Below are 16,319 nucleotides of genomic sequence, written 5' to 3'. Positions count from 1 at the left end.
GGTTCAGAACCTGCGGCAAAAATCTTTCTTGCAATCGCTCTCTACCAGCAATGTGTAACGGCTTAGCCCATTCCAGCCAACTCGCCGGTCATAGCCAATTGAGCGCGTCCTGAGTCTTCTTTGGTAACCGCGCCTTTTCGTCACGCATTGAAGCATAAATTTCTTGCCTTTGCTCCGGCCCGAAGGACGACGCCGAATTGAATGCGATTTCCGGTTCCAGGAATGAAATTCCACCGTCGTGGCCAGCAAACCCAACAATGAAAACAAAATCTTTTGCAGAATCGCCGGATCGAACGCGAAGCAAGAGCGTGGGGTCAACACCCTTGATGATCTTGAGAACACCGACGGTACAGATAGATATAACACGAGCGTTCTTGTGAGATTGTGCGAACCATTGTTGGGCAATAGTGGAGCTCGCTAAAAAGACTTTCTCCCTGTCTTCGTCGTCTACGCCAAAGAGGTAGGTATTATGGCTGGCGCCGTGAATAGGACCCCACGCACGCACCATGCCCGACGAAAGATCATGACTTCCACTTTCCCGAAGTGAACGACAAGCAATTCCCAAATGGTGCGTTGCAGCAGTTGCCATTTCGCGAAATGTTACTTGCCTACCGAACAAGCTCATTGTTGCTTTCTCCTCCTAGGCTGCTACTTGTCGCGGGAAGTCGGTCATCGTGTAAAAATCATTCATAATTTTTGCTGTAGCCTAGCATAACGGTTCGCTCCGGCAAAAAGTGAGCTCGGCGCCATCGGCATAGACGCCATGTCTTGCACCGAGCGTGGAACTCATTAGTTTGCTATGTCTCATCTTTTGGAGTCGTCTCAATGTCATCGTCCGCAGCAGCCCGTGTCGAAGTGCCGAATGATCTGGAAGCATTCTGGATGCCGTTCACGGCCAACCGCGCTTTCAAGAAAAATCCGCGCATGATCGCCCGTGCCAAGGACATGCATTATTTCACGCCGGACGGCCGCGCGATCATGGACGGCACCTCGGCGCTCTGGTGCTGCAATGCCGGCCACAACCGGGCACCGATCGTCGAGGCGATCCAGAACCAGGCGGCAGAACTCGACTTCGCGCCGGTCTTCCAATACGGCCATCCCAAGGCCTTCCAGCTCGCGAGCCGCATTGCCGAGCTCGCGCCGGGCGATCTCGACCACGTCTTCTTCGTCAATTCCGGTTCGGAAGCGGCCGATACGGCGCTGAAAATGGCGATCGCCTATCACCATGCGCGCGGCCAGGGGCAGCGCCAGCGCCTGATCGGCCGGGTGCGCGGTTATCATGGCGTCGGCTTCGGCGGCATTTCGGTCGGCGGCATCGTGCCGAACCGCCGCGTTTTTGGGTCGCTCCTGACTGGCGTCGATCATCTGCCGCACACCTATAACCGCGAACATCAGGCCTATTCGCGCGGCGAGCCAGAATGGGGCGCCCATCTCGCCGATGAGCTCGAAAACATCGTCGGCCTGCACGATCCTTCGACCATCGCCGCCGTCATGGTCGAACCGATGGCCGGCTCGACCGGCGTGCTGCCGCCGCCGAAAGGCTACCTGAAGCGCCTCCGGCAGATCTGCGACAAATACGGCATTCTGCTGATTTTCGACGAGGTGATCACCGGCTTCGGCCGCCTTGGCCATGCCTTCGCCGCCGAGCGTTACGGTGTCATCCCGGATTTCATCACCTTCGCCAAGGGCGTGACCTCCGGCACCGTGCCGATGGGCGGCGTCATCGCCCGCAAGGGCATTTATGATGCCTTCATGACTGGGCCGGAACATGTGATCGAATTGTTCCACGGCTACACCTATTCGGCCCATCCGCTGGCCTGCGCCGCGGGCCTAGCGACGCTCGACGTGTACCGCGACGAGAAATTGTTCGAGCGCGCGAAGGCGCTCGAGGAAACGTTCGCCGATGCAATGATGTCGCTCAAGGGCCTGCCCAACGTGCTCGACATCCGTGCGATCGGCCTCGTCGGCGCTATTGACCTCGCCTCGCGCCCCGACGCAGTCGGCCAGCGTGCGTCGGACGCCATGAACAGCGCCTTCTTCAATCACGGGCTGATGATCCGCATCACCGGCGAAACGATCGCGCTCTGCCCGCCGCTGATCATTACCGAAGGACAGATCGGCGAGCTGATGGATAAGATGCGGGAAGTGATCAAGGAAGTGGCGTAAGCGGCTTTCCCCTGCCCTGTCTTTCAATATGCCCCGCCGGACAAATTATCGGCGGGGCATATTTGTTTTGACGCGTGCCTGATTTCGAGACTTCCATTGCAATAAGAGTTTCTTTCATGGTCGATGATCAAACATCCCCGTCCTTCCTCGCTTCCGTCGTACGCGGCGGCTCACCGAGCAATGGCCGCGCGCCGCAAGCCGGTTTCGCCGCATTGGTTCCCGAACTCGCCGTCTCGAACATCGAAGCGAGTCTCGCCTTCTGGTGCGGCCCGCTTGGATTTCGCATCGCCTACGACCGCCCCGCCGGGCGCTTCGCCTATTTGGAGCGCGGGCCTTTGCAGATCATGTTGTGCGAGCGCAACGGGCGATGGGAGGTCGGCGCCATGCAGCAGCCGTTCGGGCGCGGCATGAGTCTGCAAATGCGGGTCGATGATCTCGAAGCGATGATCGGCTCTTTGCAAGTGGCGAACTGGCCGATTTACGAAGGCCCCTATGACATGCGCTACCGCGTCGGCAGCGATGAAACCCACCAGCGCGAATTTCTGGTCCAGGATCCGGACGGATATTTGCTGCGTTTTGTTGAGCGGCTTAGGCCGCCCGCCGCCGCGAGCTAAGCGGTACGGGGAGCCCTCTTGGGACCGTGACCTTCCAGGTCGCAAACGGCCCGCAAGGGCCGGGCAGGAGTGCCGGACTTTCATTGGAGAGAACCAATTGACATCCAGCTCTCCTTTCTCTCCTTTTCCAGCGGGCTGGAAGCCCGCGATCCTGATGCGCTTGCCCCCTCCTCCAATCCGCGCTAACCAAGCGGCCTCATCTTCTCCCTTCTCCCCGTGCAACGGGGAGAAGGTGGCTTGCGAAGCGAGACGGATGAGGGGCAACCGCAACTTGGCGAGAGTAGCGCGGGCTAGGCGGTCAATGATCCAGCGTCCGTGCGCCCCTCATCCGGCCTTTCGGGCCACCTTCTCCCCGCACGCGCGGAGAAGGGTTTACCTATAATCGTGATTTATCTTCCCATGTCCGAAGCGCAAAAAACCACCGTAAAACCCCGTCTGCCGCGTGGCCTCGCCGACCGGCCGGCCGCGGATCTGGCCGCCACCGAGACGATGTTCGCGGCGATCAAGCACGTTTACGAGCTTTACGGCTTCGAAGGCGTCGAGACGCCGTTCATCGAATATACGGACGCCTTGGGCAAATTCCTGCCCGATCTCGACCGGCCGAACGAAGGCGTCTTCTCATTCCAGGATGACGACGAGCAATGGCTGTCATTGCGCTACGACCTCACAGCCCCGCTCGCGCGCTATGTCGCTGAGAATTATGATAAATTGCCCAAACCCTGCCGCACCTATCGCGCCGGCTGGGTGTTCCGCAACGAGAAGCCCGGCCCCGGCCGCTTTCGCCAATTCATGCAATTCGATGCTGATACGGTCGGCTCGGCCAGTGTCGCGGCGGATGCCGAAATCTGTATGATGGCGGCCGACACGTTCGAACGGCTCGGCTTCAAGCGCGGCGACTACGTCATCAAGGTCAACAACCGCAAGGTGCTCGACGGTGTGATGGAAGCGATCGGCCTCGGCGGCGATGCGAATGCGGGCAAGCGCCTGATCGTGCTGCGTGCCATCGACAAGCTCGACCGCCTCGGCGCCGACGGCGTCCGCCTGCTGCTCGGCCCCGGGCGTAAGGATGAAAGCGGCGATTTCACCAAGGGTGCTGGTTTGGACGAGGCCCAGATTGCCCGCGTCATGGCCTTCACGGCGGCCAAGGCTGACAGCGCCGGCGCGACCCTGACCAATCTCAAGGCGGTCGTCGAAGGCTCGGCTCGAGGGGTCGAAGGCGTCGACGAACTCGTCGAAATCGACCGGCTGGTCGAAGCCGCCGGCATGCGTGAGCGCGTGGTGATCGACCCATCCGTTGTGCGCGGGCTCGAATATTACACCGGGCCGGTGTTCGAAGCGGAATTGACCTTCGAAGTCACGGGCGAAGACGGCAAACCGATCCGCTTCGGCTCGGTCGGCGGCGGCGGCCGCTATGATGGGCTCGTTGCGCGGTTCCGCGGCGAGCCGGTGCCGGCAACCGGCTTTTCCATCGGTGTCTCGCGCCTGCTCGCGGCCCTCAAGGCCGTGCAATCGCCGCTCATCGCGCAAAGCACCAAGCCCGGCCCCGTCGTGGTGCTGGTGATGGACAAGGCAGAAACCGCGCATTATCAGGCGCTCGCCGCCACGCTGCGGCAGGCGGGGATCGCGGCAGAGATGTATCTCGGGTCGGCTGGCATGAATGCCCAGCTCAAATATGCCGACAAGCGCGGCTCGATCGTCGCGGTCATTCAAGGCTCGAACGAGCGCGAGAAGGGCGAAGTGACGATCAAGGACCTGATCCTCGGCGCACAAATCGGTCCTGGCATCACCGACCGCGCGCTGTTCCTGGAGATGAAACAGAAGGCGCAATTCTCCGTGCCGGAAGCGGATTTGGTGAATGCCGTGCAAGAAGTGCTGGCACGGCATCAGGCCTGATTACATGGCCGCGGCTTCGAAGGCCGCGGTCCATTCGCCATTTAACAGGGGATAGATCGACCCCGGCGCTTGACCCCTCCCCGCAAACGTCGCATCGGATGCGATCCCTTTTGCCTTTCCCCAAAGGACTTGCATATGAGTACGAGTGCCGTTGACGCAGGCCATTTGCGCGCTTTCATCGAGCGCATCGAGCGCCTGGAGGAAGAGAAAAAGACCATTGCCGACGACATCAAGGACGTCTACGCCGAGGCCAAGGGCAATGGCTATGACGTGAAAATCATGCGCAAGATCGTCTCGATCCGCAAACAGGATCACGAAAAGCGGAAAGAGGAAGAGGAAATCCTCGATCTCTACATGGCGGCGCTCGGCATGATGCCGTAACGAAAAAAGGCCGGCGAACGCCGGCCTTTTTCTTTGTCTCGTCCGGGACGGATTTAGTTCTTTACAAACCCGCCGGCCGGCAGCACTTCGGCCGTACTGAAGCGGGTCAAGCTGCCTGCCACCGAACGTGTGGTGAGCGTCTTGCCGCTTTCCTTGGCGGCGCTGCGGATCGGACCGACCGTCGGCGTGACCGCCGCGACACGCTTCGCCGTCAACGCGGAATTGGGCGAGGTCAGCATGCGGAAATTCGCCGTATCGAGCCGCGACGCAACCATATTGTCGCGAATGACCGCCGTCTTGACGAGCGAGGAGCGGCTTGGCGCCACCGGCACCATCGCCACGGCGGGACGGACGGGCGGCTGCGGCACGCCCAGCCCCGGCGCCGAGGCATAGGCCATCGCCGCCATTACCGGCTGCGGCGCCGGACGCTTCGCGCCCTCGGGGCCTTGCGTGATCATCGCGGGCAGCCCATCAGCCTTGCGCACCACTGCCGCGATTGCGTCAGCCTTGCCCACGCCAACCGGCGCGTCGCTCAGCGACGCCAGAACCACGGGCCGCGACGGCGGCAGCGGCACATTGCCCAGGCTCGCCAATGCAGCGATCACCGCATCATTCGGCCGGCGCGGCGGCATCGGCACGAGCTTCATCATGCCTGAATCGGTATCGGCCGCGGCCGGCGCGGCGGCATCAGCCACGACCGGCGTCGCCGCCGGCTCAGCCTGCGGCTGCGGTTGCGGCGCTGCTGCCGGAGCAGCGCTCGCCTGCGCCGCCACTTCCACAGGTTGCGGCTGCTGCTGCGGCACCTGCTGCTTTGCCGTCTTTCCGCGCACCGTCGCCGGTGCCGGAGCGGCAGGCGCATCCTGCGCAACGGCCGCATTCGTCTGATTCAAGAAGAAAGAGCGGGCGCCGTCATTGTTCTTGCCGTTGCCGCTATAATCGGCGGATGCAACCGTCGTTGCCGCTGCCGCAGAGGCCTTGCCACGGCGGGTCGATGTGGCAGCAGCGACTTCCTCGTCGTCATCCTCGCCGCCACCGAACAATGCGGCAAAAATGCCTTTGCTGCGCCCTTCTTCCAGCGTCGCCACATAGCCGGAATCGCCCCGCGCCACGATTTCGGCGCGAGCCTCCTCATAGCCGGGCAAAGGATTGCCGCTGGCCGGAATGTGCACGGTCTTGCCGTCGGGGAACAACGCCATCAACTGGGCGTCCGGCATGCGCGGCCAGGAGCGGACGCCGCCCGCGTCAATATGACAGAAGGGCGTCCCAGCGGTCGGATAATAGCCGACGCCGCCGCGCTGCATCTTCATGGCGATTTCACGGATTTTCGACATCGGCACGTCTTGGAAATGGACGTCCATGGCCTTGCCGAGAATATGCTGCGAATGTTCGGCGACCGAATGCGAACGGTGGCGCAGCATGGCATTGGTCTCGGGCGAACGATAGCCCGACATCACGATGATCGGCTGCGTCGAACCGGATTCGCGATAGACTTCCCACACAATGTCGAACAGGTGCGGGTCCATCTTGGTGGGCTCGTCATGGCGCCAGTCGCGCAAGGCCCAATTCAGCTTCTCGAGCCCATCGGCGTCATAATGCCCATCCCGCCGGAAGGTGATCGTATTCGCCTCCTTGGTATGGACATAATAAATGGAGAGCGTGCGCGTATCGCCATTGGCGATTGCATTTTCCGTGGCCGAGGTGCCGAAAGCCAGAGCGCTGAGGGCCAACCCGGCCTTGACGGCCCAAGAGGTTGTCCTGTTCCGCCAAAGCGGCCCAAAAGTGAAATGTCGCAAAACCGAACCCGCTGTTATCTTTCGCGCCGCAGCGATGCCGCGACGTAGTTGAGCCTTTATTATCGAAAGGGGTTAACCAGCCGTAACCCACCTGCCCCGCACAGGTGAGCTTGTAGCGTATATGCCACATCATGGCAAAAAAATGAATTGGTTAGCGAATTATGACCGAATCTTGTGAATTGATGTTTTCGCGCCACAGTGAAAAGCCAGAAAAATCAATGATCTGGCATTCCTGCAAGCTTGACTTTGACGTCATGCGGTAATCGCACCGGTTTGCCGCCGGCGACGGCAGCGACCCGGACCGTCGCGTGAATCAACACAGATTCGCCCAAAAGAATCCTTTGTTGGAGCGTGACGGAGGCGCCGCCGATGTCCGCGGGAACAGTCTCGACGGTGACAAGATCGTCCATCCGGGCGGGCTTCAAAAAGTCGATCGTCATCGCACGTACGGCGAAAGCAAAACCCGCCGTCTCCCCCGTGTGCAGTGCCGCTTGATGAATGCCAAGCGAACGCAGCAACTCGGTGCGGCCGCGCTCGAGAAAGCGCAAATAAGAGGCGTGATAGACCACCCCGGAAAAATCGGTGTCCTCATAATAGACACGGATCGGCAGAAGATGGGGTTCGGGCATCACGTCGCTCCTCTGAACTGCCTCGGGGCGCAGGGTCGAACCTCGATTGTGGATCGCATCAGGCGCGGTGCGGACGGTCACACACCGCCCCTAAGTCGTTGATTTATAGAGCACAGAAACCACCTTTGCCGTCACCCTTGTAGCGGTCTTGAGGAGGTAGGACAAGGTCAACTGTTTTGCCTTGGGCACATCGCAGCAGTGTCTTGATAGCGTTATGCCGGTTCGTCCGTGCAAGGACTGTCGACGTGAGATGTCGAACACGTTGCTATGTGGCCATGTCCCCGCCGTCATCCGAGTTCGCAAGAAAGATCGGAGCACCCCGGCAAACGAAAAAAGGCCATCAGTCGTCCTGATGGCCCCCTCATAGAAAAGGGATTAATTAATCGCCCGGGAATGCTGGAGGATAGGAGTGAAGCGCCGAGAAGTGCATTCCAAGGCGGCAGTAATATCTTACTACTGAAATTATGTGTCAAGATCGTGTGCGAGATATACACAAAACCAACCGGCGCTTCGGGCCCACGCTTAACCGACTACACAATGGGAGAGCGTGAGCAGGCATGAAAAAAAGGGGCTACCGGTGTCCCGATGCCCCTTCCCTAAAGAAAAGGAAGTAAAGTGTTCTGATGGCTGGGTGGAACACAGCGCTTTGGGGAAGCCACGCATTCCGAGCCGCGCTCACCCTTTCATTGTTTGAATTGTGTGTCAATGTGGTGTGGATTTCCGGGACGGCCGAAAGTGAGGCCTGCGGCACAAAATGAGCCAACAACGTCTGGAGTGATGCCCCGCCATATATGCAGGAACGCGCAGACCCAAGGCGACACAGAAAAAAGGGTCATCGGCGGAATTCATGTGCTGATGACACCCCTTAAAGAAAAAGGGATAAAGTAATTGCCTGGGAATGCATGAGGGCAGAATGCGGGAGCAAACTATGCACTCCGAGGCTACTGAACTCTCTCACTTGCGCTATTTTGCTTCAATACGGTGCGCGCATACGGCACATTGTCTCTCCCGGACGCCTCGCTCATTGCGACGGAACCGGGCCTTCCCCTCCTCATCGCTCGCGACGTCCAGGGCGGAATCGTGACATGTGATGCGACTCGCATATTGTCCTTAGCGAGAAAATCATCCGCCGTATCTGATGATGGGATGCGGGTAGTCTGTGTTGTACGATCTTGGGGAAATCGCGCATGACGTGAGGACTCATCTTCAGAGCCAGCCTGTCCTCGTTGGGAAATGCCGAGAATTGCCGTTCGAACAGGTGACCTTTGCCCAACCGAACGGTCTCGCGCGGGGCTGGAGGCGCGAAGTGCCTACCAATGTCCCGTCAATCCGATGACCCATCGCATCCGGCCATCAACGCCTTGCATGGGCCGGATCATTGGACCGATCTGTCCCTGATTGCCAAAAGAGCCGAACAAGCCCGGAGCTTTGTCTGCCAGCAAGTCCCAGTAGCCGTGCTCAAGACCGCGGTTCCAATCGTACTGCCCGCGGCCGGTCACATATCCATGTGAATCTATGTGGACGTTGCATTTGCCATCCATCGCGATTTCGAGATGCAGCCGAGGGCCGGTGCCGATCTGTCGGAAACCGGTCCCGTGCGTCTGGCCGGCCGAGAACGCGCCTTCCCTTGTGTCGTCCCTATCCTCGTTGAGCGCGGCCTTGCTGCGCGCCAAACCGAGCAGCTCTCGAGGCCGCGTGCAGTTGAAGTCAAACCCATAGGGGCGTGGTTTGGTATACACGCCCGTGATCTTGATACCAAAGCCTTCCAGGAAGATGCCGATCTTGGCCAACTCTCGCTTCACTGTCAGCACTTCGTGCATGTGATCGAGGTCGCCGGCGCTGACGTAATTTAACTCGGACATCACCGGCCTCCTTAGGGTCAGCGCCTAGGCAGCAGCGGGTGGCTACCGATGAGACGGAGCGGTCTAGGATCAAAGATAGCGCTTCTGCCGTTCACGTCCAATCGCGACGAAACAGGTGCATTCTTGCAATGGGCTGCCAAACGACACTGTGCCACGAGCGAGGCACGAGGCTCTCAAATGAAATCACTCAACCCTTTTTCGGTCAGGCCCCGAGTGATAGAGTTGACCCGTCAAAACTCAGTCACTCACGACCTTGCACCCGGTGCGTAGTCACGAAATTCCGGTTGGAGGGAGGCGATGTCTTTTCGTGATACCGTGCTGTTCCATGCCTATGCCCAACTTCGACCGCCAGTATGTTGGCGGAACAACGAGGATCGCATCCTCGACTACTTCAAGGTTTCAACCGGCCGAGACTGGAAGAAAAAAGCCGCGCTGCAGATCAGCTGGTGCAGTTACTTTGTCCATTGGTGCCTTGTGAGGGGCGGCATGGCGCCCCTGCCGATGGTTGGAACCGCCGGCGAACTGCACCGCAAGGCTCACGACGACCGAACCGGCCTGGACAAGACGATCGACATGGGCTCGGTCGGCCGCTTCATGAAAAGCCGCGGCGGTGTTTACCAGGACTATCTGGTGGGTAGGAAAGCCTACGCACCGCGACCGGGCGATATGTATAACAAACCGGTGCCCAGCAACCATATCGGCTTCATTTCCGACGTCCGCGAAGCAGGGGGCGGCGAATACGAGATTATGTCCATAGACGGCAATTCGGGACCACCGGGCTTCTCGCCTCTGTTCGACATGAGCGAGGGCCGGCGGATGATTGGCTACGGCTTCATCTACCAGCCGCCAACCTGGCGGAAGCTGACGCCGGACTGTTACTATATTCATCTGTGCAACGACTGATCCAGCTTGCCCTGTCCCTTGGCGAATTACCCTTTCAGGGGCGAGAGATGCCGAACTGCCGATTGATGGGCTTGGTCTACTGATTGTAATAGGGCCGCGGCAGGCGGCCGCCGCAGTTGAGGTAGAAAGGCTCGCCCAAAACATTGCGCACCACTTGCGGCTCCGCGTGGCAGCTCTCATGGTTTGGCGCTTGGGCCACGATTGGTGCGGCGTGGTGTATCGGCGGTAAGCTTGGCGGCGCGCTGTGCCTCTTGGGGAGCACGACTTTTGGCGGGACGTTGTATATCGGCGGCATGTGCGGCGGTTGAGGCAGGTATACTCTAGGGAGTGGAGGCAGTCTTACGCAACCTGCGTGATAGCAAACAATGCGTCCACCACCGTCATGACTGCCACCTGCGTTGCCTGAGGGACCAGACGGGCCTGCGCTTGATCCGGAATTGCCGCCGTCCGACCCAGGGTTGCCTCCGGGCGAGCCGGTTCTGCCTCCCGTTGAACCGGTTTTTCCTCCCGTTGAACCGGCGCTGCCGCCGGTAGATCCGGAATTGCTTCCAGACGAACTGGAACCGGTGCTGCCGCCAGTAGACCCAGAACTGCTTCCAGACGAACTGGAACCGGTGCTGCCACCGGTAGACCCGGAACTGCTTCCAGATGAACTGGAGCCGGTATTGCCGCCGGCAGGGCCGGTATTGCCGCCGGTAGATCCGGAACTGCTTCCGGACGAGCCAGTATTGCCGCCAGAGGACCTGCCTCCTCCGGCAGAGGATACGGCGGCGGACGCCTTCCCGGCGTTGAAGGTCAGCTGGGCGATGCTAGCGCAGCCGAGGATAGCGACGAGAACGGCGGCGGTGGATGAGGCTTTAAGGCGTGAACTGATCATGGCATGCCTCGGTTGCGACTGACCTTGCTCGATGTCGCTCTCTCCAAAACGGAACTGTTCCAAGATACGGCGGAGAAACGACTGCCGCAGTGTGCTTTCTCACGCCGCCGCGTCGCCCCGGTGCAACCCTCTGAATGTGGTTCGCCGCATCATTCCAAGGACATGGTCCAGCCGATGACCGAAGAATGCATGCGCCCGCAGCACTCGTTTCAGAGACTTCCCGTGACGGTGCCGCCACGAGAAGTTCGCAGCCCAGTTCGCGCGCACAGCGTCATTTTGCCCGCCAACGCCGAACATCTTAAAGCAGATCGAGACGTGGGTTGCGTTTCTGCCAGGCCTCGCGTGCAAGACGCACAAGCGTGTCGTCGATATTGGCGGTTGTGAAGCCGGCGCCGACTCCCAGTTCGCGCCTAAGCTTGTCTACGGTTGCCGTTTTCGCATCGACCGCCAAGGCGCGAAGATTTTCGGCTTCGTCCTTGTGCTCGCCATAAGAATCCAATGCGACGGCGAGGCTCGAATACCACGCGGCCTTCTGCAAGTCGCGCCGGTCCTGCGGACCATTCGCGTAGATCGATGCCAGATTGGCAGCTGCGTCAAAGTCGCCGCGTTCCGCGCCGATCTCGTACCAGTGCATGGCAGTCGTCACATCCTTGTTGACGCCGATGCCTTCGAAATACATCGCGCCAATCCTGGCGGGCGCTTTGGCATGGCCACCGTCGGAGGCTTTCTTGAAAAGTGTCATCGCCATTGCCGGGTCGCGCGCCACACCCTTCCCTTCAAGATAGGCAACGCCCATGTTGTACATGGCGTTGATATCGTTGCGCGCCATGGCGGCTTGGTAGAACCGCACGCCGCGCTTTGGATCGGCGGACAAATTATCGCCGTGATAATACATCGAGCCGACCGCATTCATCGCGTAAGGGTGGCCGAGCTCCACGGCCCGGTTGAGCAGCTTCACGCCTTCGTCGACGGATTTCGTTTCGCAGCGCCCAACGACAAGATTGTAGCCGTAGGCCAGCATCGCGTAAGCGTCACCGCCGTCCGAACCCATTCTGTAGAGCCGATTGGCCTCGACCATATTTTGCGCGCGCCCGAGGCCTCGCTCTGCCATATAGCCGAGTTGATAGAAGGCGCGGATATAGCCCGCGTTGGCGGCCGCATTGAACAATCCAATCGCTTCAGCCACATCCTTATTCGCCAATTTGGCGCGGCCGAGCTCATATTTGTAGCGTGCGACTTCGGGAAATTTCGCGACGGCCTCGGTGCAGGCGGCAATCGCAGGCTTAGCATCGATCTCGTTCGGCAATTTGCCTGCGCTCACGCCCTGCGGATCGAGCGGCTCACCGGCCAAGTCATCGCATGGGGGAACATAAGTTTCGATCTTGCCGACGACAACTTTACTGTCGCCACTGCCGGGCTGCTCGACCTTGAGCTGAACGCTTTGCGCCTTACCTTCCGAACCGATGGATGGTTCGAATGTCACATTGCGGATGGCGTTCTGATCGACAATATCGCCTTCGGCGAGGGGCTTGCCGTCCAGATACATCGTGCCGAAGCTCGGCGCCGAAGCAATCTGGATCTGTGCGCCAGTCGCTGCGCGAACGAGCGGAAAATCGCCGAGCAGCGCCACCTGACCGACCCCGATTGGAACGCGGCGCGGCGTGCTCAAGGTTTCCCCGAGCGACGCGGCAATTTGCACGGGCGCGTCCTCGGTTGGGACAATGGCATCCGGTCCCTGCTTTGGTGCGGGGCCAATCTTGACGGACACGTTGCTCGCCGTCTGTACCGGCATTGCCGGGATGATACGGATCGCCGGTCTGGCGAGGAAGATTGGCTGCACCAGCGTGCTCTCTGACCACGGGTGTTGGCGCTTGTTGGTCGCCTCCCACACGTCGTCGGTCACCTTGTCGAGCGCCTTTTGGGCGTCGACACCGAGCTTGAAAGAATATCGGAGCACGGAATCCGTGAAGGGAGACTTGTCGCCCTTTCCGTCTTCCGCGACGGCTCCGGGCTGGGTCGAATAAGCGACGAGACTGCTGGGCTTGGTGGTGATCGGCGCCAGCCCGATACCGGCGACCGCCGTTTGCTTTTCCGGCCCGATAAGAAACGGGCGGGACTGGAACGGATTGTTCCGGCAAGAATCCAGATAAACCAGCTGCGCTTTGGAATTTTGCTGCATGTAGCCGATGATCGTCTTGACGCTGATCGTCTCGACCTCCAAGTCTGCTGGGTCTTTCAGACTGGCATCGATGGGGATGATGCGATTATCCCCTCCCACCTGGATGCCATGGCCGGAATAGTAGAGGACGCTGACCTCGGATCCCGGCAACGATCGGATGAAGCGCTCCAGCGCCTTGTCGAATTCGATGTGGTCGAGATCGACCGCCGTCACGACGTCGAAGCCCTCGCGCTTGAGAGCCGCAGCGACGGCCTCGGCATCATTGTCCGGATTGTTAAGCTGTGGCATCACCTTATAGTGGCTATTGCCGACAACAAAAGCCACTCGCCGCTCGACCGCCTTGGCACCTGCCGGCAAGGCGAGCATCACTGCCGCGAGCGCTGCGGCTGGCAAGACAGAATTCCATGCGAGGTAACGGCGATGTCTTGGCGCTCGCGTTGAGGTCCGTATCTTCATCGCGCGTCTCCTGCAATGCGCAAACTGGTATCTTGCCTGCTTTAGAATTTATCGCTTAGCGCCTCCCCAAAAAGTGACGTTGCGCACATGCTCGAATGACGAAAGCCTGGAGAACCCGATGATCCCCAGAACGGGGGATGCCGCGTCCAAACCATCCTTGATAGTCTCGCCCAATGGGGAAACCAGCTTCTCGTTTGGGCGACATGCACATCTGTCCGCAAGTGACGGTGTTGGTGCCGCATGTCGGCGGCCCGATTGTGATGGGGTCCCCGAATGTCATTACCGGCGGTCAGCCGCAGGCGCGCATTACCGATTTATGCGTCTGTGTCGGCCCGCCCGACATGATCGCCCTCGGCTCCGCCACCGTCCTAGTGAATAGCTTGATGGCGGCGCGTATCGGCGATCTTACCGTGCATGGCGGCACGATTATTGGCATGTGCCCAACCGTTCTCATCGGGGGGTAGCAAGCGGGTCGTGCAGCTTTAGGAACCCCACAGCGGTCGTCACGTCTTTTGTATTCGCGATCTCCTTGAGAAAAGGCGCGATGAAGTCGTCCGCCTCGAACGCATCTTGCGCATTGATGCTGATCAACGGCCTTGAGGAAGCAACAGCAAACACCAGCATGGGATAGAAAGGTGGTCGGCTTTCACCATCGACCCTGGCCGGCGCTGAAAGGCTGAGCGCAGCGTCCAACTCTCCTGCCTTCATGGTCGTGCAGGAAGGGCATAGACGATTGATGTTCTGGATGCCCCCATTGTGATCCATCACGAACAGATAAATGTTGCGCTCGCCGCCGCCGGTGATCGACACGTTGAGCGGGTCGCCAAGTGTTCCGGTATCGGGGTTGCTGCCATGAATTTCAGGCGCGCTCAATGTGATATGGAGTGGCGGTGCGCCGGGAACCGACATATGCGGCAACGCATCGACAAAGCCGCATTGCGATGCTGAAACCGGGTCGAGCGTCACGGCCGGCGTGAAGCCGGCCCTTTGCTTGAACGCTTCGATGAAGGTCTGATTTGCTTTCGACGTTCCCAGCGCGGTGATGGTGGCGGATGAGGCAGCTATCCTATCCACCTTGGCGGCAAAGCAATTGTTCGCGCCGAAGTTCGTCACAAAGTCATCGAGCGATGCTGTGGTGGACTGCTGGGAGAGCGGCGCTGTCGGGCGTGTGGAGGAGGTCTCCAAGCTGGCGGAGCTGTCGGGTCCCGGGAGAGGTTTATTGTCGGTCGATGTTGGTACAGTCGTGGACGCAGAAGTTGGGGAGGGCGCCTTGGCGACCGTGTCGCCTCCCTCGGGCGGGCTTGGCTTTGAAACGTCACTCGACTGGCCATTCGGCGGGAGGCGAGTTGTGGCTTCGGCGCTCGCCAACTTGTCATCGCCGGCGACGGGGCTTGGCGGCGAAACATTGAGCGATTTGCCATCCGGCGGAATCGGAATCGCGGGCTCGGTATTTGTCACTTTATTGTCGCCAGGGGGCAAATTTTGCCCCGCAGTCTCCGACGCTCCCCCACCCTTTTGCGGGGATGTCGAGGTTTGTACGTAAAACCAGCCCCCCCATGCGCCGATGCCGATGGCCGCGACCGCCGCAGCGGCAAATATGCCGTAGCGCAGAGCATTGGAGGGCTTCGGCGCCTCGGCCCGAACCAGATTGGAGGCGGCGGCCCGCGGTTTCTCCGGCTTGGCTTTGAGCGCGGGCTGCGGGTCCGGCCAATCGCGGATTGCCGCCATGTCGGCCGGTCGCTGCGCCGGATCAGGCATCAGCATGGCCGAAAGCACCGGATGGAATTGTTTCGGGATGCCAGCAAGATCCGGCACGTTGCGGCGCTTTTCGATCACATCGAGCTGCGAGCCGCTCATATCGAGCGGCTGACCACGCGCTGCCGCGACCATCACCAGCGCAAGGCTATAAAGGTCCGATTTGGGTGTGACCTCGCCGCCGTAAAGGCCGAGTTGCTCGGGCGAAACGAAATTATACTTTCCAGCAAAGCTGCCACCGAGCAGCGTCTCGCCGCCGACATTGGCGGAGCGGGCGATGCCAAAATCGATGATCTTGGCATTTTGAACCAGACCGCCCGGAAGGATGACATTGTCGGGCGACATATCGCGGTGAATGATACCGGCCTGGTGCGCGCGGTGCAGACCGTCGGCAAGGCGCCGCAGCAACGGCATGAATTCCGAGGGCGCGAGTGGAGCTGTCTTCACGTGTGCCGCAAGCGACGGGCCGTCCACGTATTCCATCGCCAGATACGGCCGCGAGAGCGCGGGATCGATCGAGAACACGTAGTAGCGGACGATGGCCTCGTGATTGAGATGGTTGAGGATGCGCGCTTCCTTGCGAAACAGCGCGAGGATCGTCTCGTTTTGGGCGAACTCTGGCAGCACAATCTTAATCGCGACCGGATCGCCGGTTTGGATATTGTGCCCCTTGAACACCTCTCCCATGCCGCCGGCGCCAAGCAGCGAGTCAATGCGGTAGGTTTGATTCAGCTCGGTGCCGATGCTCACCGCCGAGCCGCGCACCGCGATCCGCGTTCTGTCATCGGTCACATGCTGCTCCATTCGCGAC

The 16,319-nt window shown here is 60.1% G+C and carries 13 protein-coding genes; 7 read left to right on the top strand and 6 right to left on the bottom strand.

What is annotated here, in order from left to right:
- Positions 1-88: 88 nt before the first annotated feature.
- Entirely contained in the window at positions 89-625 is a 537-nt protein-coding gene (locus V9T28_RS06295; RefSeq protein WP_147306511.1) for a hypothetical protein, read from the bottom strand.
- A 200-nt stretch (positions 626-825) separates the two neighbouring features.
- Here V9T28_RS06295 and V9T28_RS06290 point away from each other — a divergent pair, with 200 nt between their 5' ends.
- From V9T28_RS06290 to V9T28_RS06275, 4 genes are all read left to right on the top strand, one after another.
- Positions 826-2,166: an aspartate aminotransferase family protein gene (locus V9T28_RS06290; RefSeq protein ID WP_116402425.1), complete on the top strand. Its 1,341-nt coding sequence runs from the start codon at positions 826-828 to the stop codon at positions 2,164-2,166.
- A gap of 116 nt (positions 2,167-2,282) precedes the next feature.
- Positions 2,283-2,780, top strand: coding sequence for a bleomycin resistance protein (locus tag V9T28_RS06285; RefSeq protein ID WP_116402424.1), 498 nt, complete (start codon positions 2,283-2,285; stop codon positions 2,778-2,780).
- A 399-nt stretch (positions 2,781-3,179) separates the two neighbouring features.
- Positions 3,180-4,673, top strand: a complete 1,494-nt coding sequence (hisS, locus tag V9T28_RS06280; RefSeq protein ID WP_116402423.1) for a histidine--tRNA ligase — start codon at positions 3,180-3,182, stop codon at positions 4,671-4,673.
- A gap of 135 nt (positions 4,674-4,808) precedes the next feature.
- Positions 4,809-5,054: a DUF2312 domain-containing protein gene (locus V9T28_RS06275; RefSeq protein ID WP_199500256.1), complete on the top strand. Its 246-nt coding sequence runs from the start codon at positions 4,809-4,811 to the stop codon at positions 5,052-5,054.
- Positions 5,055-5,107: 53 nt separating this feature from the next.
- On the opposite strand, the gene V9T28_RS06270 is transcribed toward V9T28_RS06275, so the two are convergent.
- From V9T28_RS06270 to V9T28_RS06260, 3 genes are all read right to left on the bottom strand, one after another.
- On the bottom strand, positions 5,108-6,781 hold the full coding sequence (locus V9T28_RS06270; RefSeq protein WP_147306510.1) for a DUF882 domain-containing protein: 1,674 nt from the start codon (positions 6,779-6,781) through the stop codon (positions 5,108-5,110).
- A 281-nt stretch (positions 6,782-7,062) separates the two neighbouring features.
- A complete protein-coding gene (gene ybgC / locus V9T28_RS06265; RefSeq protein WP_116402420.1) occupies positions 7,063-7,476 on the bottom strand; it encodes a tol-pal system-associated acyl-CoA thioesterase in 414 nt (137 codons plus the stop codon).
- A gap of 1,310 nt (positions 7,477-8,786) precedes the next feature.
- Positions 8,787-9,338: a hypothetical protein gene (locus V9T28_RS06260; RefSeq protein WP_116402419.1), complete on the bottom strand. Its 552-nt coding sequence runs from the start codon at positions 9,336-9,338 to the stop codon at positions 8,787-8,789.
- A 297-nt stretch (positions 9,339-9,635) separates the two neighbouring features.
- On the opposite strand from V9T28_RS06260, the gene V9T28_RS06255 reads away from it, so the two are divergent.
- Positions 9,636-10,241, top strand: a complete 606-nt coding sequence (locus tag V9T28_RS06255; RefSeq protein WP_116402418.1) for a hypothetical protein — start codon at positions 9,636-9,638, stop codon at positions 10,239-10,241.
- Positions 10,242-10,678: 437 nt separating this feature from the next.
- Positions 10,679-11,140 (top strand): hypothetical protein, encoded by a 462-nt coding sequence (locus tag V9T28_RS06250; protein WP_147306509.1) that lies wholly within the window; start codon positions 10,679-10,681, stop codon positions 11,138-11,140.
- 276 nt (positions 11,141-11,416) lie between these two features.
- Here the strand turns inward: V9T28_RS06250 and V9T28_RS06245 are convergent, their stop codons facing one another.
- Positions 11,417-13,690 carry a caspase family protein gene (locus tag V9T28_RS06245; protein ID WP_158554887.1) on the bottom strand — a complete coding sequence of 758 codons (2,274 nt, stop codon included), beginning with the start codon at positions 13,688-13,690 and terminating at the stop codon, positions 11,417-11,419.
- Between the two features lie 266 nt (positions 13,691-13,956).
- Here V9T28_RS06245 and V9T28_RS06240 point away from each other — a divergent pair, with 266 nt between their 5' ends.
- On the top strand, positions 13,957-14,217 hold the full coding sequence (locus V9T28_RS06240; protein ID WP_245424217.1) for a PAAR domain-containing protein: 261 nt from the start codon (positions 13,957-13,959) through the stop codon (positions 14,215-14,217).
- Here V9T28_RS06240 and V9T28_RS06235 read toward each other — a convergent pair.
- Positions 14,204-16,300, bottom strand: a complete 2,097-nt coding sequence (locus V9T28_RS06235; protein WP_245424214.1) for a serine/threonine protein kinase — start codon at positions 16,298-16,300, stop codon at positions 14,204-14,206. The genes V9T28_RS06240 and V9T28_RS06235 overlap by 14 nt on opposite strands.
- Positions 16,301-16,319 lie beyond the last annotated feature (19 nt).

The sequence above is a fragment of the Methylovirgula sp. 4M-Z18 genome (assembly GCF_037890675.1).
In the GTDB taxonomy this organism is placed as follows: domain Bacteria; phylum Pseudomonadota; class Alphaproteobacteria; order Rhizobiales; family Beijerinckiaceae; genus 4M-Z18.
Note: the sequence above shows the minus strand (reverse complement) of the source record. Positions and strands in the feature narration are given on the sequence as shown.